This window comes from Acetomicrobium mobile (assembly GCF_937920065.1).
The window spans coordinates 1-24,241 of record NZ_CALETC010000313.1; the positions used below are offsets into that span (position 1 = coordinate 1).

Genomic DNA, 24,241 nt, shown 5'->3' on the forward strand with positions numbered 1-24,241 from the left:
CTTTTTTCCTTGATGACTAAAAACACTGACTTGGTAGCTTCAATTGCTTCATTAACCATCTTTTCCAGAAGATTAGCCATCGTTTCCTTCCCCTCCTCAAATAAAATTTTTAGAGCAATTATTTAAATCATGCTTTCTTCCTAATTTACACCTCCTATTTAAGTAAATATCTTATAGACGGTATAACCCACTGTCTATTCTACATATAAGCACAAATTTGTCAAGAAACGTTTATATATTATAGTGATAACATTATAAATATATAACGGCATGATTGCGCTATGCCGTTATATGCTTTGTGCCGTCATAATAGCTCCAGATTTACCAAAAGAGCCCTTTCCCTATTGACAAGAGGATAAAGCCGTGATAGATTTTACTCAACTTACGGAGGGAGACATTGATAATCATGGCTCTAGTAGGAAGTATAGTAAAAATGAATAATAATTGGTGGTGGCAGGCTCGTTGAGTCTGCCGTCCGTGGCCTAAATAAATTTTAAGAGGGCCAGGGAGGCAGATCCTTCAGGATCAGTCTTCGTGGCCCTCTGTTTATAAGCAAGTTATAAGTAGGTTTTTACAAAATGGAGGGCCCTTTACAGGGACCCTCCATTTTTAATTAGTTTTAAGGCTAGCCAAGGGGAGATGTTGAATGAATAGCAGAGACGAAAAAAAGGCAGAAGCAATTTCTTCCAGTTCAGAAGTACAAGAAAAAGAGATCTTGGAAACAAAAAACAAAGAAAATTATGCTTTAGGGCTTTATGAAAGCTTTAGGGGTAAAAACCCAACATTTTTGATGGAGAATAAAAATTTCATCATCATTGGGTCGATTCCGAAAACACTATTCCAGGTTAAAGACGAAATGACCATTGTGCAGTACCGTGAAGGCGATATAAATACTTATCCCAGGGAAGACTTTTTTAAGGTCGTCGATGAATATATGGAGGAAAATCTGGTTAAATCCAATCCTGAATTACCATTCGATGAATGTGGCCTTTTGGGCTACATTGGTTACGATGTCATATCGAAAAAAGGCTCGACTCTCTCTCGATTCCCAGAAGCGTTTCTCTTCGAACCCTCGGTTTATTTCGTTATGGATAAGGCCACCGGCCAAATTCTTCACTCCAGCTCGACTGAAATCACTCAAGAGATTCCCTCAAAGCCTATCGAGGGACATGCTTTTCAAAAAGAAAAACCATTTGATGAAGAACATAGTATTCACGATAGATTTTTATGCGAACTCGAGTCCGTTCCATCTAAAGAAGACTTCATACAAATGGTACATCAAGTTTTAGAACGAATTGAACGAGGTGAAGTAAACCAGGTAGTACTATCTAGACAATTAAAGTCAAAGGGGCGTATCTCTCCGATTTCACTATATAAAATCTTACGAGAGATTAATCCTTCACCTTATATGTTCATCATGGAGTTCGATGGCAAAAGCTTGGTAGGAGCGTCTCCCGAGCTCCTTTTGGAAATAAAGGACGGGATTGCTCTTACTCGCCCTATTGCGGGTACAAGACACCGCGGCAAAGACCTTCATGAAGACGATTTCTTTGAGATGGAGATGCTATTTGACGACAAGGAACGACAAGAACATCTGCTACTTTTAGATCTCTCCTTAAGCGAGTTTAATGACATATGCCTTAAAGAAAGCATCAAGGTATCAAAGTATTTCGAAGTGGAAAAGTACAACAAGGTAATGCATTTGGTTTCTCAGGTAGAAGGCAAATTATGTTCCTGCATCACACCTGTACAAGCCTTAAAAGCCTCCTTTCCTGCCGGTACGGTAACGGGCACTCCAAAGAATGTAGCCATCAAGATTATTGATGAAGTCGAGCCAATCTCAAGGGGTCCTTACGGTGGAACCATTGGCTACATTGGATTCAACGGGAACTTGAAAATGAGCATAGCCATAAGGACCTTTATGCAGGTTCATGAGGAGTTAGCAATTCAAGTCGGGGCAGGGATAGTTGCAGGTTCTGTCCCTGAAAGGGAATTCCTAGAGACGCAGAACAAGGCTGCGGCCCTAGTTGAAACATTAAAAATAGCAATCACGAGGAGGGATAAAGATGCTTAAAAACTACATTGAAAAACTTACAGCAAAGGAGAATTTGTCTTATGAGGAAATGTATGAGGCCATGATGGAAATCTTAAATGGCTCTGCCTCCGAGATAGAGACGGCAGGCTTTTTAGTGGCGCTTCGAAGCAAGGGGGAAACCGTGGAGGAAATCACCGCTGCTGCAAAGGTCATGCGAGAAAAAGCAACTAAAGTAAAAGCTCCTCCTACAGCCATAGATACCTGCGGGACTGGAGGAGATGGCGTCGGAACGTTTAACATTTCCACAATTGCATCTCTGGTCGTAGCCGGAGCAGGTATACCGGTGGCCAAGCACGGAAATCGCTCCATTTCGAGTAAAAGCGGCAGCGCCGACCTGATGGAAGCATTGGGCGCCAAGATTTTGTCCTCTCCCGAAGATGTAAAAGCATCCATCGCTCAAGTAAACTTTGGATTCTTCTTCGCACCGCACTTTCATAGGGCTATGAAAAACGTCGCGAGGACGAGAAAAGAATTGGGGATAAGGACACTATTCAATCTGTTAGGCCCTTTGAGCAACCCTGCCTTTGTAAATTACCAAATAATGGGCGTATATGACGACTCTCTGACAAGACCCCTTGCAGAAGTTTTAATGAATCTGGGGTTAAAGGGCGCAATGGTGCTACATGGCCACGGCGGATTGGATGAACTATCCCTTAGCGGACCTAACCACATTGCATTCTTAAAAAACGGAGAAATAAGAGAATTTTACCTTTCGCCTGAGGACGTAGGGTTAAAGCGAGCTCCGCTATCGAGTTTGCTGGCCTATTCGCCTCAGGAAAACGCAAAAATCGCGCTTGAAATCGTAAACGGCAAGGAACGAGGACCTAAAAGAGATGTAGTGGCCTTGAACGCAGGGGCAGCCTTTTTAGTAACTGGTACCGTAAAAAATTTTTCCGATGGGGTACAATTTGCCCTTCAAGTCATAGACAAGGGGCTTGCCGCCGATACGCTTTATCGGATAGTCAAATTCACAAACAGCATAGGTGAAGCAGCATGATCTTAGATGAAATCGTGAGCAAGAAAATTGAAGATCTAGAAGCCTTAAAAACTCCCAAAAAATCGCTTTATAACGTTTTAGAAACTGAGGGAATTTCTATCATTGCCGAGATGAAAAAGGCTTCGCCAAGTGCTGGAATTATCCCAGACGAACTAGATCTAGTCTCCAGAATTAAGCAATACGAGGCAGGTGGCGCCAAAGCGATCTCTGTGGTCACGGAAAAACATTTCTTTCACGGAAGTCTAGCCATGCTAAAAAAGGCACAAGAGGCGACCTCATTGCCACTTTTACGCAAGGATTTCATTTGTGAACCTTTGCAAATATACGAAAGCCTTTTTGCCGGAGCTGACGCAATACTCATAATAGCTGCCTTGATTCATGATGAGCACGAGCTATGCGACTTTGTATCCTTGGCGCACCACCTTGGGATGGAGGCCTTAGTCGAGGTTCATGAAGACGAAGAATTAGTAAAAGCAATCAAAAGCGATACAAAGATCATAGGGTTTAACAACAGGGATTTGACTAATATGACGGTGGACATCAAAAGATGCTTTCATCTTATGGAACTCTTCAGAAAGCTTGAACCTGACAGCCAAAGAAAAATCGTGGCTGAAAGTGGAGTAAAAACCAATGATGACGTGAAACTACTGGAAGAAATGGGTTTCGATGGCGTGCTGATAGGTGAAACTTTGATGCATTCGTCAAATCCCAAAAAAACATTAAAGGCCTTATTAGGTGACGGAGCATGTCATTAAAGGTAAAGATCTGTGGTCTCACAAGAAAAGAAGATGTAGATGTCGCTATAAAGGCAGGAGCTGATGCAATAGGTTTTATCTTGGCACCAAGCCCGAGGAAAGTGGATATCGATACAGCAAAGAAATTGGCACGCGATATTCCGCCTTTTGTATCGGTAGTAGCCGTTGTGAGGGATCCTTCTTTGGAGCTGATGAGCCAAATCATCGAGAGCAAAGTTTTTGATGCAGTCCAGTTTCACGGCTGCGAAAGCGTAGATTTTGTATCCAAGTGTCCGCTTAAAACGATAAAGGCCATAGCGATAGCGGATGAAAAAGACGTCTCACTCGTTCACCTTTACGAAAAGGAAGTAAACTTCATGCTCTTTGACACAAAGCTTGGAAAGCTTTTTGGCGGCACAGGCAAATCCTTTAACTGGCAGTTGATAAAAAATTTTAGACCCCATAAACCATTCATTCTGGCCGGTGGCATTGGGCCGGAAAATTTAGAAGATGCCATCAAACATGTGGATCCTGACGCTGTAGATACAAACAGCGCCTTGGAAGTAGCTCCCGGCATCAAGGACAAAAAGAAAATTTATGAATTCATGAAAAAAATTAAAAGCATTAACAATGTGTAGGAGGGAGAAAAATGGTACTTAAAGGATATTTTGGACGATTTGGTGGGAGATTTGTCCCGGAGACGCTAATACCGGCACTGGAGGAGTTAGAAAGGGTTTACCTTGAGGCTAAAGATGATCCATCATTCATATCGCAATATCATTATTTGCTCAAGGAATACTCCGGCAGGCCCACTCCCCTTTATTTTGCGGACCGTTTGTCAGAATACCTGGGAGGCATAAAGCTCTACCTCAAGCGTGAGGACTTAAACCATACCGGTGCACATAAAATTAATAACGTCATCGGACAGATACTACTGGCACGTCGAATGGGAAAAAAGCGGATCATTGCCGAAACAGGCGCAGGCCAACATGGACTGGCAACTGCGACAGCTGCTGCAAAATTTGGACTTGAATGTCATATATATATGGGCGTTGAGGACATTCATCGTCAGGCACTAAACGTCTATAAAATGAGAACCTTAGGAGCTCGGGTGATTCCCGTAAATTCCGGCAGCAAAACCCTTAAAGACGCCACCAACGAAGCAATCAGAGATTGGGTAACCAACGTAGCAACTACTCACTACGTAATCGGGTCAGTGGTGGGACCTCACCCCTACCCCATGATGGTGCGAGATTTTCAACGTATCATTGGCGATGAGGCGAAAGAACAAATATTGGAAAAGGAAGGCCGTTTACCCGACCTTTTGGTCGCTTGCGTAGGAGGCGGCAGCAACTCGATTGGATTGTTTTATCCATTTGTAAATGACAGGGAAGTAAAGATGGTGGGGGTAGAAGCCGCAGGATACGGGATAGAAACGGGCCAACACGCAGCGGCCTTGACCGGCGGCACTATTGGAGTATTGCACGGATCTCGCTCCTATGTTCTGCAAGATGAATATGGCCAGATTATGCCCGCTGTCTCCATATCAGCCGGATTAGATTACCCGGGGATCGGTCCGGAACACAGTTTCTACCACGAAACCGGTAGGGTTCATTATACTCATGCCTCTGATGACGAGGCGATCGAGGCTTTCAAGCTTTTATGCGAAACGGAAGGCATCATCCCGGCTTTGGAGAGCGCCCACGCTCTGGCTTACTTGATGCGAGAATATAAAAACATCAGGCCTGGATCGCTCGTAATCCTTTGCCTCTCGGGAAGAGGAGATAAAGATATGGATGCCCTGAAGGGAAAACTTTTTAAGGAGGAGGAATAGATATGAATACGTTAAGAAAAGCTTTCGATCGCGGCAAAATATTAATACCTTATATAACAGCCGGTGATCCTGATTTGGAAACTACGGCGGAAATCATCAAGGAACTCGATAAAATAGGGGTTGGAATTATAGAGGTTGGCATGCCCTTTTCGGATCCGCTTGCAGATGGTCCCGTGATCCAGGCAGCATCTCAACGAGCGCTGGCCAAGGGAGCGACGATTCCAAAGATATTTGAGATGCTAAATGAAATCAAAGGACATATTAGTACTCCAATCGTACTAATGGGATATTTTAATCCCATTATAAAGTACGGCGAAAAATCTTTCGTGCAGGACGCCCTGGCCTGTAATGTATCCGGCATACTTATCCCCGACTTGCCCTTTGACGAAGGTAAGGAGTTTTATGACCTTTGTTTAGACCAGGGGTTATGCCCCATCTACATGGTGACGCCAAATACGAAAGAGGATAGGTTAACTGAAATTGGAAAAGTCACGAAGGGGTTTTTGTATTGCGTATCACTTCTTGGCATAACAGGAGACAAAAGAGGCCCCATAGAAGAGATAAAGACCTATATGGAAAGGGTAAGAGCACGCGTTTCCGCTCCGCTTGCACTTGGTTTTGGGATAGATAGCCCCGAAAAAGTAAAAGCTGTAAAAAATTACACAGATGGCATAGTCATAGGAAGCGCAATAGTTAACATCATAGCCGAAAATTCAAGCTTGGGAAGGGAAGCCCTCAAGGAAGAAATATCAACATTTACATCAACCCTTCTAAGGGTCCTCAAAGAACCCCCTTGTCAATAAGAAGCTCCGGGGTTGTAGGTATTAAAAAGGCGAGGAAGGGATCCTCGCCTTTTTGTTTGCTAAAAGATCGCGTAATCTGTATCCTTTGGATCACATACAAACATGTGTCCCGGTGAATGAGTTATAGCAAAGGGAGGTTTGCTTGCCATTAGAGCTGCCTGTGGCGTCACGCCGCAGGCCCAAAATACCGGCACCTCACCCGGATTTATTGTGACAGGATCGCCAAAGTCTGGTTTGTTTATGTCCTTTATCCCAATGATGGAAGGTTCGCCTATGTGCACAGGGGAACCATGGACGGCTGGGAAACGACCTGTTGTCAAAACTGCCTTGGGCACTTGATGAGCCGGAATGGGCCTCATGCTCACGACCATGGGACCCGAAAGCCTTCCTGCCGGAACGCACTGGATGTTAGTTATATACATGGGAACGTTGCAGCCGCATTCGATGTGACGAACGGGGATGCCGGCATCGAGCAATGCCGATTCAAAGGTAAAAGAACAGCCTAAAAGAAAAGCCACGAGATCATCGCGCCAGTAAGAGGTTATATCTGTTGGCTCTTCTAAAAGCTCCCCTTTTTCCCAAACCCTGTATTTGGGCAAATCAGTCCGCAAGTCTGCTCCTTTTGCCACAAGCTTCGGCTCTGGATCCCCTGGTTCAGTTATATCAAGCACCGGACAGGGCTTCGGATTTCGTTGTGCAAACACGAGAAAATCATAAGCCCAATCCTTTGGCAGTATAACCAGATTTGCCTGGACGTGTCCTTTAGCCATTCCAGCAGTAGGGCCTGTCCACTCTTTCTTCCTTATGGCTAATCGAACTTCTTGCGGACTTTTTTGAGCGTAATCTATGGCCTTCATAGCTTTATCACCTCAGACATTGGCCTAATCTTTATGCCGGCTGCCTCCAAACCTTTCCTTATCTCAGTGGCCATCTGAACTGCCTTGGGCGAGTCTCCGTGCAGACATATGGAATGAGGCTTAAGATCGATGATATGGCCATCGATGGTCTCAACCTTCCCTTCCTTGACCATGCGGACCACCCTTGCTACGGCCAACTCAACGTCATGTATCATAGAACCAGGAACTTTGCGCGGTACCAATGTCCCGTCTGCTTGGTAAGCCCTGTCGGCAAACGCCTCGGCAGCATATGGCACCCCGACTTCAGCAGCTGCTTTATCGAACTCGGAATTTGCTAAGCCAAGCAAAATTAACCCTTCACCAGCATCCTTCACGGCCTGAGCTATTGCAACCGCTAAGGCATTATTTTTGACAGCTTGATTGTAAAGCGCTCCGTGAGCCTTGACGTGCTGTAATTTAATTCCCACGGCGTTACACACCGCTTGCATTGCACCTATTTGATACAAGGTGTAGGCATAAACTTCATCGGGCGTCACATCAATATTTCTTCGACCAAAGCCCATTAAGTCCGGGTAACCTGGATGAGCTCCTACGGCCACAACTTTTTCCTTGGCAGCCTTCACAGTCGTGAGCATCACGACGGGGTCACCAGCATGAAATCCACAGGCAATATTGGCTGAACTCACAAATTGCAAAACGGACTCATCATCGCCCATCTTCCAAGCTCCAAAGCTTTCGCCCAAATCGCTGTTTAAATCTATGACATACATTGAACACACCTCCTAAAGACAAATCTATTCGAGCTCTTCTACAGTTACATCATAAGTTTTTCCATCTATTTTAAGCATCCAATGGTAAATTCCCTTATCCTTCGGTTCTTTTTTTGGGAAGACTCTGCGAGATCTATAGGAAGCTCGAAGCTTTAGCAACTCTTTTATTTGTTCTCTTTCAGCTCTTGTAGCAGCGATCGATTCCTCCAAAGATATAGCCTTAAAACTTACGCTTTGTCCTGGTATACGCTGCGCCAAAGTGGCTATATCGGGAGTACACAAAACAGCTATTTTGGTGTAACCTCCCGTAGTTTGCCTATCTGCCAACATGCATATAGGTCTGCCGTGACCCGGCACTTGAACAGCACCTAATGGAATAGCATCTGAAATGATGTCAGCACCGGATTTATGCTCTATCGTCTCTCCCTCGAGCCTATAACCCATCCTATCGGCTTCATTCGTTATCTTATATTCCGACTCTAAAAAAGTCTTTATGCCCTTCTCCGTGAAGGCGTCATCCTGGGGACCTAAAACCACACGTAAGGGCAAATCCGGCCCTCTTTCGGGCCTTAAATATTCGGGACAAATGAAATCGGCAGCAAGCCATGTTAGAGGTTTTAAAGGACCTGTTGAAATCTCATCTCCTGCCTTTAGAGCTCTACCTTCTAGCCCTCCTACGTTAGCTCTTAAATATGTAGATTTGCTTCCCATTATTAAAGGTACATCGATGCCACCGGAAATGCAAAGATACGATCTACAGCCTTTCCCCTTAGGAGAAGTTACAGAAATTACGTCTCCTGCCGTAACTTTTATCGATTGCCATAAAGGCGCTTCAATTTCGTTTATGGTAAATTCTATTTCTGCTCCCGTTAAAGCTATGAGGCCTTCGCCTTCCGCCACGGTAAGCGTGGGTCCCATCACTGTGATTTCTAACGCCGCTTCCTGAGGATCGTTTCCAACCAATATGTTCCCAATCTTTAAGGCTTGAGGGTCCATAGCCCCTGCCACCGGCATTCCTTTACCCTGATACCCCCAACGGCCTAAATCCTGGACGGTCGTAAGAAGTCCCGGCGTCGATACTTCAAAGATCATTCAGCATCACCACTTTTCGGAAAAATTTCAGGCTTGTATTCCCTGGCTGCAACTTTAGCTGCTATTTCATCGTATTCTTCTTTGGCAATGCTTTGAAACCTAACCCACATTCCTGCATCGATTAAAAAAGGCGGTTCGCCCTCGGGGTCAAAAAGCCTCAAGGGTGTCCTTCCTATTAACTGCCATCCACCCGGGCTTTCTATGGGATATATCCCCGTTTGTTTTCCAGCTATTCCAACACTTCCTGCCGGAATAACCTTTCGCGGCTCTTTTAGCCTAGGCGTGGCAAGGGTTTCGTCCATGCCACCAAGGTAGGAAAAACCAGGCGTAAAACCCAACATATAACAGTAGTAGTCTGGCGCTGTATGTCGGCGTATTATTTCTTCTTCTGTAAGGCCCGTGTGGCTTACCACATTTCCCATGTCGGGGCCAAATTCACCACCGTAACATACCGGGATTACTATGGTAAGTCCTCCTTCCGAAATTTCACCTTTGGTTTTCTGGGCCAAAATTTTTAGCCTTTCAAAGAAAGGTCCTACATCTTCTACTTCCACGGGGTCAAAATAAACCGCCAAAGACCGGTAGGTTGGAACCATCTCCACAATACCGCCAAGCTGGGCACATTCGATGTATCGACGAAGCTGCTGCACTTTGGCATTCGTTTTCATATCTATGCTGTCCCCAAATTCCACAATTACAGCGCTATCGCCCGCATATAGGATCTTTGGTTCAAGATATTCAGCCACTTAAACACACCTCTTAATTCGCTAAACTTAAAAATAAAGGCAAAGAGCCATCAGATTTGGGCCCTTTGCCTTTTGAAAGCTATTTAAACATCGTAAAGATTCTGCCAAGCGATATGATACCCATCCACAGGGTTATCGCCACCATGAAATAACCGGCAACCGTAAGCCAAATGGGGTGTTTGTACTCTCCTACTACTTCCTTTTTATGTGCGGCTAACAAGACGGACAAAAGTGCCAAAGGAAGAATCAAACCATTGACTGAACCAGCGAAGATCAACAGTGTAACTGGTTGTCCAACTGTTACGAGAACTATAGTCGAAGTCACAATAAAACCAATAATCCACCAACGGTTATTCCTCTGGATGGCCTTAAACAAGGTCTGCAAGAAAGATATTGAGGTAAAGGAGGCACCCACGACCGATGTTATCCCGGCTGCCCACAAGATGACACCAAACATCCTATAACCAATTTCGCCCGCTCCGAGTCTAAACGCAGAAGCAGGGGGATTGGATGGATCCAAAGTATGACCCGCCCACACCACTCCGAGTATTGCCAAAAAGAGCAGTATCCGCATAATTCCCGTTATTATGATCCCGTTTGTCGCCCCGCGAGTGACATCTTTAACGCTCTCAATGCCACAAATCCCTGCATCTAGAAGCCTATGAGCACCGGAGAAGGTGATGTAACCTCCAACGGTACCTCCAACTAGTGTAATGATGACCATCCAGTCAATTTGAGATGGCATGAAAGCCTCTCTTACAGCAACTCCAACGGGGGGTTTGGTAACAAATGCTGTATACAAGACAAGAGCAATCATGATGAACCCCAATACCTTGGTAAATTGGTCCATGGCACGACCCATTTCCTTAGACAGAAACAACATAATTCCAATACACGCACTGATAATGGCTCCCCATGCAATGGGCAATCCGGTAACCACATTCAAGCCCATCGCAGCTCCCGCAACATTGCCTATGTTAAACACCAGGCCACCTAGGGCAACCAAAAAGGCGATGAGATACCCAAGGCCTGGAAATACCTTGTTTGCCACATCCTGAGCACGCATCTCAGAAACAGCTAATATTCGCCAAACATTTAATTGCACAACTAAATTGATGATTATGGATATGAGAATAGCAAAGGCAAAAGAGGCCTTTAATTGGCTGGTAAAAACAGCCGTCTGCGTCAAAAATCCAGGCCCTATGGAGGCCGTAGCCATTAAAAATGCAGCTCCTAACAAAATGCTCAGTGTTTCTTTCCTGCTTCTTTGGTCAGCGCTACCGACTGATTCATGTTGTGTCACGCTCTCCACCTCCTGTAGATCTTGTCAAGCTCTTTGTGAAAGTATCTGCTCAAAAACTTCGGCAAACGCCTGATAAGCCTCGTCACCGTATAAATAAATGACGATCTCTTTAAGCGAGGTCTCTTCTTCCTCTTCTATGTAGTAAATCATCTCTTCTAACATTGCCCGCGCGCAAACGTCATAAGACACAGCCCCTACACCTGTTCCAAGTGCAGGAAGGGCAACGCGCTCAATTTTAAGTTCGTCACACCGTATAAGGACATTTTGCGTAGCCTCACGAATTATCCTCTCGCTTGTTTTGAAATCTTGACCCATAACGACAGCATGAATGACATAATCAACCTTTAATTTTCCAGCACCAGTCACTACGGCCTCGCCTATCTTAACAGGCCCAATTGACACTGCTTCCTTTTCTATCTCATCACCTCCCTTTCTTTTTATAGCTCCTGCGACACCGGAACCCATCCAAAGGTGATTATTTGCAGCATTTACAATGGCGTCGCCGTCATAAGCCGTTATATCACCATTGCAAAGCCTTATCATGACTGTTTTCACGCGAGCTTCCGTAAGCATTTTTCTCCCTCCCTTCAAGGGAAATATCTTGATCTTATTATTATTCTTAAAGATTGTGCTATCAATCTCGTGCTTTATGACAATACCACATATCCAAAGCGGGGACAAACCGTTATTTTGAGCGCTTTTAACCAGCAATGTGCCAGAAGATGTTTATCGGCAATGCTAATAAAAATAAATTACGAAACCAACTAACGCCCAATTCAACTATATTTTTAATAGGCCTTGGCAAACACGGCCATTCTACCGCCTTGTTTTTTGGTATAAAAACAGGTCCTCTCAGTTGAATCGTCCAATAAGAAGCATCGAATGGTAGCAGTGGTGGCTTCTTTTATCGCTCTTTCGTCCTCTGGGGTGCCGGCAAAGCAAGCCTTGATAAATCCTCCTTTTTCGTTCAATGCCTCTTTGAACTCCTCAAAGGAATTCACTTGATAGGTGTTTTGTTCGCGAAACGTCCTTGCCCTTTCTAATAAATTGCCTTGAATGTCATCTAAAAGTTTGGGAACTTCCCGATCCACCGCATCAAGAGATATATTTATTACTTCGGTCGTATCTCGTCTAACTGCACGTAAACGTGAAGATGCCAACTCGGCTTCCCCCAACTCCAGTCGTAAAGGAATACCTCTTTGTAGATGATAAAAGAATCTATCACCAGGTCTCATGTGAAATTGAGTATCCAAAATAACCTGGTCCCTGCCCAAGGCTTTCTTTAGCCTTTCTAAGATATTTTTTGCTTCAGGCAATATCTTATCTTGCAATCGACTTTGATCGGGACTAATGGGTATAACGACGACCTTCACAGGTGCTACATTTGGCGGCAAAACAAGACCGTCATTATCGGAATGGGTCATGACAATTGCGCCTATCAAACGCGTGGACGCGCCCCAGCTGGTCGTCCAAGCGTACTCTAATTCTCCCTCTTTATTTTGAAATCTTATATCGAAGGCCCTGGAGAAATTTTGTCCCAAAAAGTGACTAGTGCCGGCCTGCAAAGCGCGCTTGTCTGTCATCATGGCCTCGCATGTATAGGTATTTTCCGCACCGGGGAATCTCTCCCCCTCTGATTTTTCTCCTACTATGACCGGAAGGGCCAAGACCTCCTCCATAAAAGAACGGTAAACCTCCAACATTCGAAGCGTCTCTTCCATGGCTTCTTCTCGAGTGGCATGAGCTGTGTGTCCCTCCTGCCATAAAAATTCTGAGGTACGCAAAAACAGTCGAGGTCTCTTCTCCCAACGCACCACATTACACCACTGATTGATTAATATTGGAAGATCCCTCCACGATTGCACCCATTTGCTGTACATGTGACCAATCACTGTCTCCGAGGTCGGCCTGACAACTAAGGGTTCTTCCAGTTCCTCGCCTCCAGCATAAGTGACGACAGCGCACTCCGGAGAAAATCCTTCTACATGCTTGGCTTCTTTTTCCAAGAAGGAATTTGGAATTAAAAGAGGAAAATAGGCATTCACATGCCCCGTTTCCTTAAAACGCTCATCTAGTTGACTTTGTATAGATTCCCAAATTGCATACCCCGTTGGACGGATCACCATACAACCCCTCACGGGGGCGTAATCGGCCATTTCTGCTGCCTTGATGACATCTAAATACCATTGCGAATAATCTTTCTCCCGGGGCGTGATATTACGTGCCATTGCCATTCCTCCTACATTGTTAATTTATGAATTGATGATCCCTTCGTCGCTTAACAGACTCATCATTCTATCTTGGTTAAACCCAACTATAAATTTATCTCCTATTTGAACGACGGGAACGGACAATTGATGAGTACGACGAACAAGCTCCATAGCTGCATTTCTGTCAAGGCTTATATCAATCACCTGGAACTGAATCCCTTTGCTTAATAAAAATTCTTTGACCCTTTCACAGGCAGCACAGGATGGACTTGTGTAGACTCTTACTAACATATTATAAACCACTCCTTGTACACTTTTTTTTAAAACAAAATAGCAACCCAAAACGGAACGATTAATATCGACGCAAAAGTACTCGCCGCAACGAGGTCTGCGGCGTATTTGTGATCCATATTCATCCCCCTGGCAACTATAAAGGCGTTCACTGCCACAGGCATGGCAGAAACTAGTATAACAGCGTTTCGAACATTATGGGCAACTGGCCAAAGGGAAAACAAAAACATGACCAAAAAGGGATAAACTATCACCTTCATCAAAGTATCTACCCATGTAGTCCTGACAGACTTGACGATTTCTTTCAACTGCATATCGGCCCCAAGTATTATTAACGCCAAACCGGTTGCCGCTTCACCCAACATACGAAGCACATCATCTACCCAGCGAGGTATTCGTATATGCAAAAAAGAAGAACATATGAAAGCGAAAATACAGGAAACAATGAGCGGATTTTTTGCCGCTTCCTTGGCCGTCTTCAAAAGGGTATTTAAGTTAATCTTCCCGTAAAGGCCGATTTGTCCCCACATCACGGACAGAATTTGATAACCTACGAGCGAAACGCCAAGGTATTTAGACACGGCCATGACTCCCGCGTCCCCCATTGCAAGCGAAACTACCGGAATGCCCATATATATATTGTTTGATCTGATGCACGTCATGAGCGAAACGCCAAGCCTTTTTCGATCTTTTTTCCAAGGAGAAAAAATAAGGGATAAAAAAGGCATTATCAAAAAAGAAAGATATACCGCACATAAAAGATTCACATCATCCCTGTTTATTCCGCCAGAATTGTATATCGTTCTGAAAAGAAGCGCTGGCAGGATTCCCCAGTAAAGTATGCCTCCCAAATCATCGCTATCAGATTTTATAATTTTCATGAGACGCAAAAACCATCCTACCCCCATAATAGCTATCAAAGGCAAAACGATCGTTACATACTGCATTCAATTTTCTCCTCTCGCTCAAACATCTAGAAGTATATTAAAAATTATATATGTTTTCATAAAAGGAATTTACTAATCTCCGGCAAATGCTAAACTTTTACATGGAGGTGGATCGACTTTGGAAGCTCTCATGCACAAGAAAAATTTAACGGCATTTTTGAAGACGTTACAACTTCTTCCGGGAGAAATCACTGCCTGCAAGACCATGCCAGCACAAGAAGCCGAGTTTGGCCCGTGGCCACAGATCAATCCCCAGCTAACGAATGCACTAAAGGAGCTTGGAATAAAAGAACTTTACCTACACCAAACAAAAGCGATCGATATGGCATTGGCAAAGAAGAACGTCGTAGTTGTCACGCCTACGGCCTCAGGCAAGACTTTATGTTATAACATCCCTGTAATTCACTCAATCTTAGAAGACCATTCTTCCAGGGCCCTTTACATATTTCCAACGAAGGCGTTAAGCCAAGATCAGCTAGCCGAGATTAACGCGATAACGAATAAAATTGACATGCCCATATCCACCTGCACTTACGATGGAGATACGCCCCCTAATATACGCACTAAAGTCAGGGCTGCGGGGCATGTTGTTGTCACAAACCCTGACATGTTACATATAGGCATTCTACCGCACCATACGAAATGGATAAAGCTATTTGAGAATTTGCGATACGTGGTCATAGACGAGCTTCATACTTACAAAGGCGTATTTGGTTCCCATATGTCAAATGTAATAAGAAGACTTAAAAGAGTTTGTTCCTTCTACGGATCAAATCCCACGTTCATACTATGTTCTGCTACAATTTCAAACCCCGCGGAACTTGCTGAAGGTTTGATCGAAAATCATGTTGAGTTAATCACCAATAACAGCGCTCCAAGAGCAGAAAAGCACGTTCTCATATATAATCCTCCCCTGATAAATAAAAACCTTGGCATAAGAGCGTCATCACTTGCGGCTACAGCCGATATTGCAGCTCAAGCCATAGCAAACGGAATAAGCACAATAGTCTTTACGAGGTCAAGACTAAACGTCGAACTTTTGCTGACCTATATTAGGGAAAACTTAAAAAGGTTGCGCGTTGATGAAAATTTAGTAAGCGGGTATCGAGGCGGATATCTACCCAAAGAACGCAGAAAAATAGAAAAAGACCTAAAAAGCGGAAAAATCTTGGGCGTCGTGAGTACAAATGCCTTAGAACTTGGAATAGACATAGGAAGCCTTTCTTTAGCCGTCATACACGGATACCCTGGAAGCATATCCTCGGCATGGCAACAAATTGGAAGGGCAGGGAGACGCTCTGGGCACTCAGCTGCCATTCTTGTAGCTTCATCCGCACCTCTTGACCAATTCATAGCTACAAAACCAAATTATTTCTTCGGCGGTTCGCCGGAACTGGCTAGAATAAACCCTAACAATTTATACATATATGTAGACCACGTTAAATGTTCGGCTTTTGAGTTGCCCTTCGCGCAGGATGAATCATTTGGAATAACCAATCCAGAGGAAGTGCTTGAATACTTGTCACAATACGAAGTCCTACATTTCGCAGGATCGCGGTACTTTTGGCAGTCCGACTCTTTCCCCGCTCAAGACATGTCTCTTAGAAGTGCGACGAATGAAAATTACGTAATAATAGACGTCACTGAAGGCCATAAGCCCAGAGTCATCGGGGAAGTCGATAGACCGAGCGCTCCCATGTTGATTCATCCAGAGGCAATATATTTCCACGATGGGAAAAGCTATCAGGTCATTGAACTTGACACGAAAGGCATGCGCTGTTACGTAAAAAGCGTATCCGTGGATTACTATACAGACGCAGACCTGGCCACTCACTTGAAAGTATTAGACATATTTACAGAAAAAGGTAACTGGGGCTTAGGTGAGGTCTTATTGACCTTTCGCCCAACCGTTTACAAAAAGATCAAGCTCATGACCCACGAAAATGTCGGATATGGTCACATACACATGGACGAAGATGAAATGCATACAACCGCCTGTTGGATCAAATTAGAAAAGAAATTCACCGATATACTGGGAGAAGAGCGCTTGAGTACAGGCCTTTTAGGAATATCGCATCTATTTCGAGCCATTGCACCTTTGTTTTTAATGTGTGATCGAGGAGATATCAGGGTTCACAGCATGGTACGCGATCCCATGTTTAGTGCTCCGACCATTTATATAGCGGATAATGTCCCCGGAGGCGTGGGACTTGCAGATGGAGCCTTCGCATTGAAAGAAAAACTCATCGACGCAGCTTTTGAGGCAATAGAAAGTTGCCCTTGCTCGGACGGATGTCCCGCCTGTACAGGTGCTTTTGGAGCCACGATGAATGCAAAGGGTCCAACCATGGCTTTGCTTGAAATTTTAAGATCACAGGAAGATCTCAAATGAAGGGTGATAAACATTCACGCCTGGAGCAAATACTTGGCGAGCTAAAACCTGAAAATAAAAAGAAAGAGATCTGCGAAGTAAGGGGGCTTCCTCCAGGGCAATTTTTGGATGAAGATGTATATTTGTGTGAAATCAGACACGAGATACCGAGGGAAGTTGATGTAAATGAACACAAACAATGTATAAAAACACTTTCCTCCTGGGGCGCAGGGGAACCCCTGGTCTTTTTCGATTTAGAGACCACAGGGTTAGCTGGAGGAACGGGAACATACGCTTTCTTGGCAGGCGTAGGCTTTTACGAAAAAAACGACTTCGTCATTCGCCAATTATTTTTATGCTCACCAAGAGCAGAGCGGGCCTGGCTTTCAAGGTTGTTGGATATAATTCCACCCAAACCCGCTTTTGTTACCTATAACGGTAAAAATTTCGATCTTCCTTTGATCAATACACGATTTTTATTATCCAGGATGAAACCCATTGAAGAATCTGGACACTTAGATTTGCTTCACCTCGTAAGAAGACTGTGGAAAAGGCGCATAGGTTCATGCGCATTATCTAACGTAGAAAGGCATATTTTATATATAGACCGAAAAACAGAAGATGTCCCGGGTTGCATAATACCGGAATTGTATAAGATGTTTCTTAAAACAGGAGACGCTGCCGCTTTAAGCGGGGTTTTTTATCACAACGAAATGGACATATTGTCACTCTGCATGCTGTTTTACAAGGTAGCTTTGACTCTTATGGGAAACAGCGCGGATCCCTTTGAGATAGATCGTGCCGGAGACGCTTGGTGCGACCGCGACTTAAATAGGGCAAATCGTCTATGGAGAAAAGCTGCAACTCTAGAACCCCCTGCTAAAAACGCAATTTGGAAATTAGCAATGGAAAATAAAAAAATGAATAATTACTACGAGGCATTGTCGCTATTGATGAAGCTTTACAACATGGACTACAAAAAGATAGATGTGGCCGTTGAAATCTCCAAGTTGTACGAACATAAATTAAAAGACCCGCAAACTGCTTTGATGTGGGCGGAAAGTGCAATAAAAGATTTTCTCAAGTACCGCCCATTAGTAAGAGCACAGCAGAGTAAATGGACAGAACTTCTTAAACGAGTAGAGCGTTTGAGGAGAAAAGTTGGCTAAGCTCGATATAACGTAACCAACATAAAAGCCCCTAATCAGGGGCTTTTATGTTGGCTTTATTTCTTAATATTGGCGATATTGGGCTATGAAGCATGTTTCTTCGTAAACAAGGATACCACTATAAAAACTATGAGCGAGATTAGGGCAGCAAATATTTCTACAGGAGCCCCAAAGAGAGAAACTCCCCCAATGATTCCCCACAAGGCCAGTATTGAGCCTATTATCAAAGAAGCCAGAGCTCCTTCTTTTGTGGCTCCTTTCCACAGGAACCCGCCAATAACCGGAACGAAGACTCCTGCAGTATACATGGTATAGGAGTAAATTAAAGCATCAATGATCCCAGGGACTATCAATGCAATAATTAAAGACAAAATGCCGATGACAAATGTTGAAATACGCGAGACTCTGAGCAATTCCTTTTCTTTATCTACTTCGCTTACATGAAATATCTCAATCCAAAAATCTTTAACAATATGGGACGTAGCTGCCGATAGCAGCGAATCGGCCGTAGACATTATTGCAGCCAGGAGTGCTGCCAAAATAACCCCCCCAAGCAACGGCCCCATCAGGCTTTTCAATATCCAAGGCACGGCCATGGAAGCATCCTCTAAATCAGCAAGTGCATTGGCACCCATGCCCATAATGGCAGGGAAAAAACTAACTATGACTAAGACTACTCCCCCAACTAAAGAAGCATTTCTAGCTGTCGTCCCGCTTTTCGCTGCAAAGAGTCTTTGATAGAAATCTTGGCCTATTAGAGTATACATCACTGTGGGAAGAAGTAGCCACATAATGCTTGACGTGCTCATGCCCCAAAAGCTAAAGTATTCCGGACCTACCCCCTTGGACTGAAGGAGCAATTCCATGCCACCAAATCCTCCTGTGTGGCCCAATACGACGTTTGCCGCAAGAATAACACCAATTGCCGCTAGAAGCATCTGTATTAAATCGGTAATAGTAACAGCCCAAAGCCCACCCGCGGTAGTATAAATGATGAATACGAGGGTTGCGATGATGGCTCCCGTATTCCCGGTTATCCCCAAAATGCCCAAAGCTCCCCTTGCGGAAAGCACCTGCGCAGCCAATATTCCTATAAGTGCAACAATCGAAAGCAGCGAACCTAGAGCTCGAATCGTCTTCCCACCATAACGTCTTTCCAAATAGTCAGGAACAGTATAAAAGGCAAGATCGCGGAATTTTTTAGCCGTAACGAGACCAAGTAATATCAACCCTATGCCACAGGAAACACCGTACCATGCGCCAGATAAACCATATTTAAATCCGTATTCTCCGCCACCCATCACGGCGCCGCCGCCAAAATGAGTTGCGGCAAGAGTGGCCGCACACAGTACAATGCCAAGCCTCCTACCAGCTAATAGGAAATCTGTCATTCCCTTGATGTATACCCTGCCCACCCACCAACCAACCAGCAACATTGCTAACATATAAAAAATAACTATGTATAACACAACATCACGCCTCCTTTATTTTAAAGTGCAAAACCTTTCTGCCAAAGCTTGTCTACATCTACTATTAGATTGACTAGATTGACACAAAAAAGAGATTTACAGTGCTTTTTAATTAAGAAAACATTGGAAGCAGCAGATCATCTGATAAATCATTTCGTTAGCGAGTTTATAGTATATCACAAAAATCAAAGAAGATAAATCACTTTTTTCGGGAGATTTGGGTTAAGATAAGTATAACTACAACTTAATTTTAAGTAGTATTTAAAATATAATAGACCAAACGGTAATGGGAGATGAATGAGATTGTTCATAAGTCCAACTTATGGTCCTCTTGAACTTGAACAGGTAGTGCAGCGGATGTGTGCCTTTATGAAGAAGGAAGGGGAATACCGAATAATTGTCGGAACTGATTCTCAGCCCCTAATGCGCAGTACCCTTTTCGTTTCAGCTATAGTAGTTCACAGAATCGGTCGCGGTGGAATATATTTTTATAGGAAAACATATGATTTAAAACCCTACTCCACCAAAGAACGCATTTTAGCCGAAGCTTCTATGAGCCTCGTTCTTGCCAGCGAGATCTTGCAGTTACTTGCCCGTGATATTGTGCTCAGTGAGCATTACAGGCAGCTGCTTGAAATACATCTTGACGTGGGAGAAAAAGGACTTACAAGAGAGATCTTAAACGTGGTCGTTGGAATGGTAAAAGGAAGCGGTTATGTAGCGCAGATAAAACCCGATGCGTTCGCCGCTTCCTGCGTGGCAGATAAACATACTAAAAGCGCTTAGCCTTTTAGCGTAACTTCATATCCCACTTCATCCAAAGCATTTATAACGCTTTCCAGGTTATCGGTATTCACTGTAATCTCTTTGTTTTCCATATCTACCTTAAACTCAGAAACGCCGAGACTATTTAACGCCTCAGATATGCGCTTTGCACAGTGATGACAGGACATCTCCGGAACACTTAAAACGTATTGCACCATATTTTCATCCCTTCTTTCATGTATATTATTTACTCACTTTCTAAAAGACTTTTTAAAGAATCAAGATCCTTCTTAAATTTTTTGCACGTCAATTCCAAGGGACGAGGCGACGTCATATCAACCCCGGCAACTTTCAAGGCATCCACGGGATCTACGGAGCTACCCAAAGAAAGAAAGCGCAAATAGCGATCTACGGCTGCCTCCCCTTCTTCCAATATGCTCGTAGCTATTGCCGTAGCGGCCGAATAGCCAGTGGCATACTGATAAACATAGTAAGCGTCATAGAAATGTGGTATTCTGGCCCATTCCAAGGACAATTCGTCATCTATAAACAACGTATCGCCGTAATGTTTTTCGTACAAATTCTTCCAAACCATGCTAAAATCTTTGCTTGTCAACGGCTTGCCCTTTTCTGCGTTCTTATGCACCTCAAGTTCAAATTCTGCAAAAAGCAACTGTCTATATACTGTAGTGCGCACTTGTTCCAAATCATAATTAATTAGATAAGCTTTTTCGGCTTTATTATCGGCATTTCTAATTAGATATTCCGACAGCAATATTTCGTTAGTCGTTGAGGCTACCTCGGCCGTGAATATGCTCGCGCTCGAATACACATAAGGTTGGTTTTTAAAAGTAAAATGCGAGTGCATTGCGTGTCCCATCTCATGGGCTAGGGTAAAGACATCTCTCAACATGCCGTTGAAGTTCAAAAGCACGTAAGGGTGTACACCATAAACTCCCCAGGAATAGGCGCCGCTTCTTTTACCCTTATTCTCATATACGTCCACCCACCTGCTTTGAAGGGCCTGAAGGAGCGCCTGGCGATATTCTTCCCCCAAGGGGGCTAGCCCTTCTATGACTATATTTTTAGCGTCCTCGAAACTAAAACCCGCCTTAGGCTCTGGTAAAAGAGGAACGTATAAATCGTAAAAATGCACCTCGTCCAACTTTAGAACCTCTTTTTTAAAGTCTACATATCTGCGAAGGGGATCAAGCCATTCGTTGATCGTTTCTATGGCCTTCTCGTAAACAACTAAGGGAATATTCTGTGGTTGTAAAGAAGCCTGGAGGGTGCTCTCATAGTTTCTTGCCTTGGCATAAAATACGTCCTTCTTTAAACTTCCGAGGTAAGTGGCAGACAAGGTGTTTCTAACTTTCCTGTAACTTGAAAAAAGGCCTTTGAAGGCATCGCGGCGCAGGCGCCTGTCTCTGCTATGTAAAAAAAGGGAATACCTCTCTTCGGTTAATTCCACCTCTGTGCCTGTTTCGTACTTGATCTTTGGAAATTCTATGTCCGCGTTCGTGAGCAAGGAAAATACATTTCCAGGAACTCTGGCCATGTCTGTGGACATGGCAAGCAACCTTTCTCCCTCATGGGATAACACGTGTCCTTCGAGCCGCATTATCCTGGCAAGTTCTGTCTTATACAGATCAAGTCCAGGCTCTTTGCTTAAAAATTCGTCAATTTTATCTTTACCCAGCTCCAATATACTTGGAACAAAAGAAGAAACTGCCTCGGAAAAACGAAGATACATCAAAGAAGCGCGTTGGACCATGGCCTGAGCTTTAAAGTCACGCACATCTTCATGGCTTCTAAAAGATGCATATGCATAAAGTCTGCCCAGACATTCTGCCACCTCATCCCTAAGTTTTAGGCCGCAAAGAAGAGATTTGGCTGAAGAGGTCAGTGATTCAGTCGCCTCTTTTAATTTCTTCATTACCTTTTCTAAGCGATGTAACTCATTTTCCCAGGCGTAAAAATCTGGATATAGATCTTCTAAACGCCATTTGTACTCTTCCGCTATTTCGTCCCTTTCCGGAACGCTCACACTTTTCATTTCGCTCATTACGATGCCCCTTTCTTTTAATCGCTTTTTATTCTCAATGAGTTTAGCATCACCGATATGGAGCTGAAGGCCATCGCCCCTTCGGCAATTATGGGGTGAAGCAAGGCCAACATTGCTAGAGGCAGAGCAATAATGTTGTAGCCAAAGGCCCACATCAAGTTTTGTCTGATGATGTTAAAGGTTTCCTTAGATATTTCGACTAAATCCACAACTTTGGCTGCACCTCCCTGAAGGATCACCACGTCAGCGCTATCAATAGCTAGGTCCGTGCCACTTCCCATGGCAACGCCAACATCGGCAGCCTTCAAAGCAGCCGCATCATTCATGCCGTCTCCTGTCATCATTACTTTTTTGCCAGTTGCCTGGTAGTGTCTGACTATATCCATCTTTTCCCCTGGACGAACGCCCCAATAAAGAGCTTCGATGCCAAGAATTTTTGCCACAACCTTCGCGGTATATTCATTATCTCCCGTTGCCAGGACGACTTCAATATTCATGTCATTAAGACGCTTGACCACCTCGAAGGAATCTTCTCTTATGGGATCAAATACCGCTATGTATCCCATTATAGAATCGTCTTTCTTTACTTCGACCACCGTATAGCCCTTTTCAAGTAAACTTCTGTATACCTTGGGATCCTTTGGCCTTCCAACAAAGTAAGTTTGCCCATTTATCGTGCCCTTGATGCCCTCTCCAACTATTTCCTCAAAATCTCTTATCTCGACATCGTATTTTTTAAGCTCAGAGATGGCCTTACCTAAAGGGTGGTTGGATAGTGACTCCAAGGCTCCAGCGATATTAGCTACTTCATCGGTCAGGTTGTGTTCTACCACCTTTGGGGATCCCAAAGTAAGCGTACCTGTTTTATCGAAGATCACTACACCGACGTCCTTTGTTGTTTGTATTGCTTCAGCGTTTCTTATGATTAAACCACGGCGCATGGCTTTACTGGTGCCCGTTATCAAAGCCATGGGTGTGGCCAACCCAAGAGCACAAGGACAGGCGATTACAATGGTTGTAACGAAGGCAAACACCCCCACGGAGAAAGGATCACGTGTCTTTATGACCCAGGGCAAAAATTTGCTGGCAGTGTTTAAAAAATCACCCCATTTATCAACATTAAAGGCCCACAGCAATCCCGAAGTTAGGGCAAGCAAAAAGACAATTGGCACAAAAACATTGGTGATCCTATCAGCCAGCGCTTGAATCGGAATTTTTGATCCTTGGGCTTCCTGAATGAGGGATATCATCTGAGAAAGGAAGGTATCTTCTCCAACGTGAGTAACCCGCAATTTGATCAAACTCGACAAATTTAGCGAACCAGAGGTCAGCCTGTCGCCCACTTTTTTAAGTACAGGGATTGATTCTCCTGTGATCATCGATTCGTCAACGGAAGACATGCCTTCTATAACCTCGCCATCTACCGGAATGCGTTCCCCAGGCTTTACTAAAATTAAAAAGCCCTCTTTTACCGCCTCGATAGGGACTAAAATTTCCTTTCCCTCATCTGTTATAACCCTGGCTTCTTGGGCTTTAAGCTTGAGCAAGTTCTTTATTTCCTTAGTCGCTTTATCTCTTAAACGCGATTCTATAAAGCGTCCGGTAAGATGTATTGACATCACCATGGCACCAATGCTTCCGAAAGACGTTTCAAATAAGCCAACTGCGGCCAGAAGGGCAGTTATAAAGGACATCACGGAGCCCAAAAAAACGAGCACATCCA

At 44.1% G+C, this 24,241-nt stretch carries 22 protein-coding genes; 9 read left to right on the forward strand and 13 right to left on the reverse strand.

Annotation, left to right across the window (positions count from 1 at the left end; translation table 11 throughout):
* Nucleotides 1–646: 646 nt before the first annotated feature.
* From Q7P41_RS11675 to trpA, 6 genes are read left to right on the forward strand one after another with little or no spacing between them, the layout of a single operon-like run.
* Nucleotides 647–2,074, forward strand: coding sequence for an anthranilate synthase component I family protein (locus tag Q7P41_RS11675; RefSeq protein WP_303884451.1), 1,428 nt, complete (start codon nucleotides 647–649; stop codon nucleotides 2,072–2,074).
* Nucleotides 2,067–3,092 carry an anthranilate phosphoribosyltransferase gene (trpD, locus tag Q7P41_RS11680; protein ID WP_303884452.1) on the forward strand — a complete coding sequence of 342 codons (1,026 nt, stop codon included), beginning with the start codon at nucleotides 2,067–2,069 and terminating at the stop codon, nucleotides 3,090–3,092. The genes Q7P41_RS11675 and trpD overlap by 8 nt, the downstream gene beginning before the upstream one ends.
* Nucleotides 3,089–3,847 carry an indole-3-glycerol phosphate synthase TrpC gene (gene trpC / locus Q7P41_RS11685; protein ID WP_303884453.1) on the forward strand — a complete coding sequence of 253 codons (759 nt, stop codon included), beginning with the start codon at nucleotides 3,089–3,091 and terminating at the stop codon, nucleotides 3,845–3,847. The genes trpD and trpC overlap by 4 nt, the downstream gene beginning before the upstream one ends.
* Entirely contained in the window at nucleotides 3,838–4,464 is a 627-nt protein-coding gene (locus tag Q7P41_RS11690) for a phosphoribosylanthranilate isomerase (RefSeq protein WP_303884455.1), read from the forward strand. The genes trpC and Q7P41_RS11690 overlap by 10 nt, the downstream gene beginning before the upstream one ends.
* Before the next feature lie 11 nt (nucleotides 4,465–4,475).
* Nucleotides 4,476–5,660 (forward strand): tryptophan synthase subunit beta, encoded by a 1,185-nt coding sequence (gene trpB, locus Q7P41_RS11695; RefSeq protein ID WP_303884457.1) that lies wholly within the window; start codon nucleotides 4,476–4,478, stop codon nucleotides 5,658–5,660.
* Nucleotides 5,661–5,662: 2 nt separating this feature from the next.
* Entirely contained in the window at nucleotides 5,663–6,463 is an 801-nt protein-coding gene (gene trpA, locus Q7P41_RS11700; RefSeq protein ID WP_303884459.1) for a tryptophan synthase subunit alpha, read from the forward strand.
* Nucleotides 6,464–6,522: 59 nt separating this feature from the next.
* Here the strand turns inward: trpA and Q7P41_RS11705 are convergent, their stop codons facing one another.
* The 9 genes from Q7P41_RS11705 to Q7P41_RS11745 all read right to left on the reverse strand — a co-directional run bounded on the left by Q7P41_RS11705 (nucleotide 6,523) and on the right by Q7P41_RS11745 (nucleotide 14,679).
* Nucleotides 6,523–7,320, reverse strand: a complete 798-nt coding sequence (locus tag Q7P41_RS11705) for a putative hydro-lyase (RefSeq protein WP_303884461.1) — start codon at nucleotides 7,318–7,320, stop codon at nucleotides 6,523–6,525.
* On the reverse strand, nucleotides 7,317–8,090 hold the full coding sequence (locus Q7P41_RS11710; RefSeq protein ID WP_303884463.1) for a LamB/YcsF family protein: 774 nt from the start codon (nucleotides 8,088–8,090) through the stop codon (nucleotides 7,317–7,319). The genes Q7P41_RS11705 and Q7P41_RS11710 overlap by 4 nt, the downstream gene beginning before the upstream one ends.
* Nucleotides 8,091–8,114: 24 nt before the next feature.
* Nucleotides 8,115–9,182, reverse strand: a complete 1,068-nt coding sequence (locus Q7P41_RS11715) for a biotin-dependent carboxyltransferase family protein (RefSeq protein WP_303884465.1) — start codon at nucleotides 9,180–9,182, stop codon at nucleotides 8,115–8,117.
* Entirely contained in the window at nucleotides 9,179–9,928 is a 750-nt protein-coding gene (pxpB, locus tag Q7P41_RS11720) for a 5-oxoprolinase subunit PxpB (RefSeq protein WP_303884467.1), read from the reverse strand. Before pxpB ends, Q7P41_RS11715 begins: the two co-directional genes overlap by 4 nt.
* Nucleotides 9,929–10,007: 79 nt before the next feature.
* On the reverse strand, nucleotides 10,008–11,147 hold the full coding sequence (locus Q7P41_RS11725) for an NRAMP family divalent metal transporter (protein ID WP_303884486.1): 1,140 nt from the start codon (nucleotides 11,145–11,147) through the stop codon (nucleotides 10,008–10,010).
* A 108-nt stretch (nucleotides 11,148–11,255) separates the two neighbouring features.
* Nucleotides 11,256–11,804: a macro domain-containing protein gene (locus tag Q7P41_RS11730; RefSeq protein WP_303884470.1), complete on the reverse strand. Its 549-nt coding sequence runs from the start codon at nucleotides 11,802–11,804 to the stop codon at nucleotides 11,256–11,258.
* Nucleotides 11,805–12,019: 215 nt separating this feature from the next.
* Nucleotides 12,020–13,459 carry a proline--tRNA ligase gene (gene proS, locus Q7P41_RS11735; RefSeq protein WP_303884471.1) on the reverse strand — a complete coding sequence of 480 codons (1,440 nt, stop codon included), beginning with the start codon at nucleotides 13,457–13,459 and terminating at the stop codon, nucleotides 12,020–12,022.
* Nucleotides 13,460–13,483: 24 nt separating this feature from the next.
* Nucleotides 13,484–13,732: a glutaredoxin family protein gene (locus tag Q7P41_RS11740; RefSeq protein ID WP_303884472.1), complete on the reverse strand. Its 249-nt coding sequence runs from the start codon at nucleotides 13,730–13,732 to the stop codon at nucleotides 13,484–13,486.
* Nucleotides 13,733–13,761: 29 nt separating this feature from the next.
* Entirely contained in the window at nucleotides 13,762–14,679 is a 918-nt protein-coding gene (locus Q7P41_RS11745; protein WP_303884474.1) for an AEC family transporter, read from the reverse strand.
* Nucleotides 14,680–14,797: 118 nt separating this feature from the next.
* Here Q7P41_RS11745 and Q7P41_RS11750 point away from each other — a divergent pair, with 118 nt between their 5' ends.
* Nucleotides 14,798–17,071 carry a DEAD/DEAH box helicase gene (locus Q7P41_RS11750; protein ID WP_303884476.1) on the forward strand — a complete coding sequence of 758 codons (2,274 nt, stop codon included), beginning with the start codon at nucleotides 14,798–14,800 and terminating at the stop codon, nucleotides 17,069–17,071.
* A complete protein-coding gene (locus Q7P41_RS11755; RefSeq protein WP_303884477.1) occupies nucleotides 17,068–18,219 on the forward strand; it encodes a ribonuclease H-like domain-containing protein in 1,152 nt (383 codons plus the stop codon). The genes Q7P41_RS11750 and Q7P41_RS11755 overlap by 4 nt, the downstream gene beginning before the upstream one ends.
* Before the next feature lie 83 nt (nucleotides 18,220–18,302).
* Here Q7P41_RS11755 and Q7P41_RS11760 read toward each other — a convergent pair whose 3' ends face one another.
* Nucleotides 18,303–19,688: a sodium:solute symporter family protein gene (locus tag Q7P41_RS11760; protein WP_303884478.1), complete on the reverse strand. Its 1,386-nt coding sequence runs from the start codon at nucleotides 19,686–19,688 to the stop codon at nucleotides 18,303–18,305.
* 297 nt (nucleotides 19,689–19,985) lie between these two features.
* Here Q7P41_RS11760 and Q7P41_RS11765 point away from each other — a divergent pair, with 297 nt between their 5' ends.
* Entirely contained in the window at nucleotides 19,986–20,474 is a 489-nt protein-coding gene (locus Q7P41_RS11765) for a ribonuclease H-like YkuK family protein (protein ID WP_303884479.1), read from the forward strand.
* Here the strand turns inward: Q7P41_RS11765 and Q7P41_RS11770 are convergent.
* The 3 genes from Q7P41_RS11770 to Q7P41_RS11780 form a co-directional block, all read right to left on the reverse strand.
* A complete protein-coding gene (locus Q7P41_RS11770; RefSeq protein WP_303884480.1) occupies nucleotides 20,471–20,671 on the reverse strand; it encodes a heavy-metal-associated domain-containing protein in 201 nt (66 codons plus the stop codon). The two genes, Q7P41_RS11765 and Q7P41_RS11770, sit on opposite strands and share 4 nt — an antisense overlap.
* Before the next feature lie 29 nt (nucleotides 20,672–20,700).
* Nucleotides 20,701–22,518 carry an oligoendopeptidase F gene (gene pepF / locus Q7P41_RS11775; protein WP_303884482.1) on the reverse strand — a complete coding sequence of 606 codons (1,818 nt, stop codon included), beginning with the start codon at nucleotides 22,516–22,518 and terminating at the stop codon, nucleotides 20,701–20,703.
* Nucleotides 22,519–22,535: 17 nt separating this feature from the next.
* Nucleotides 22,536–24,241 (reverse strand): heavy metal translocating P-type ATPase (locus Q7P41_RS11780; RefSeq protein WP_303884484.1); only part of this gene is annotated, 1,706 nt, incomplete at its 5' end.

Excerpts from the sequence above, each read along its gene's own strand:
- Q7P41_RS11675 (WP_303884451.1), top strand. The coding sequence starts at position 647 with ATGAATAGCAGAGACGAAAAAAAGGCAGAAGCAATTTCTTCCAGTTCA.
- trpD (WP_303884452.1), top strand. The coding sequence starts at position 2,067 with ATGCTTAAAAACTACATTGAAAAACTTACAGCAAAGGAGAATTTGTCT.
- trpC (WP_303884453.1), top strand. The coding sequence starts at position 3,089 with ATGATCTTAGATGAAATCGTGAGCAAGAAAATTGAAGATCTAGAAGCC.
- Q7P41_RS11690 (WP_303884455.1), top strand. The coding sequence starts at position 3,838 with ATGTCATTAAAGGTAAAGATCTGTGGTCTCACAAGAAAAGAAGATGTA.
- trpB (WP_303884457.1), top strand. The coding sequence starts at position 4,476 with ATGGTACTTAAAGGATATTTTGGACGATTTGGTGGGAGATTTGTCCCG.
- trpA (WP_303884459.1), top strand. The coding sequence starts at position 5,663 with ATGAATACGTTAAGAAAAGCTTTCGATCGCGGCAAAATATTAATACCT.
- Q7P41_RS11705 (WP_303884461.1), bottom strand. The coding sequence starts at position 7,320 with ATGAAGGCCATAGATTACGCTCAAAAAAGTCCGCAAGAAGTTCGATTA.
- Q7P41_RS11710 (WP_303884463.1), bottom strand. The coding sequence starts at position 8,090 with ATGTATGTCATAGATTTAAACAGCGATTTGGGCGAAAGCTTTGGAGCT.
- Q7P41_RS11715 (WP_303884465.1), bottom strand. The coding sequence starts at position 9,182 with ATGATCTTTGAAGTATCGACGCCGGGACTTCTTACGACCGTCCAGGAT.
- Q7P41_RS11725 (WP_303884486.1), bottom strand. The coding sequence starts at position 11,147 with ATGGCTACGGCCTCCATAGGGCCTGGATTTTTGACGCAGACGGCTGTT.
- Q7P41_RS11730 (WP_303884470.1), bottom strand. The coding sequence starts at position 11,804 with ATGCTTACGGAAGCTCGCGTGAAAACAGTCATGATAAGGCTTTGCAAT.
- proS (WP_303884471.1), bottom strand. The coding sequence starts at position 13,459 with ATGGCACGTAATATCACGCCCCGGGAGAAAGATTATTCGCAATGGTAT.
- Q7P41_RS11740 (WP_303884472.1), bottom strand. The coding sequence starts at position 13,732 with ATGTTAGTAAGAGTCTACACAAGTCCATCCTGTGCTGCCTGTGAAAGG.
- Q7P41_RS11745 (WP_303884474.1), bottom strand. The coding sequence starts at position 14,679 with ATGCAGTATGTAACGATCGTTTTGCCTTTGATAGCTATTATGGGGGTA.
- Q7P41_RS11755 (WP_303884477.1), top strand. The coding sequence starts at position 17,068 with ATGAAGGGTGATAAACATTCACGCCTGGAGCAAATACTTGGCGAGCTA.
- Q7P41_RS11765 (WP_303884479.1), top strand. The coding sequence starts at position 19,986 with ATGAGATTGTTCATAAGTCCAACTTATGGTCCTCTTGAACTTGAACAG.
- Q7P41_RS11770 (WP_303884480.1), bottom strand. The coding sequence starts at position 20,671 with ATGGTGCAATACGTTTTAAGTGTTCCGGAGATGTCCTGTCATCACTGT.
- pepF (WP_303884482.1), bottom strand. The coding sequence starts at position 22,518 with ATGAGCGAAATGAAAAGTGTGAGCGTTCCGGAAAGGGACGAAATAGCG.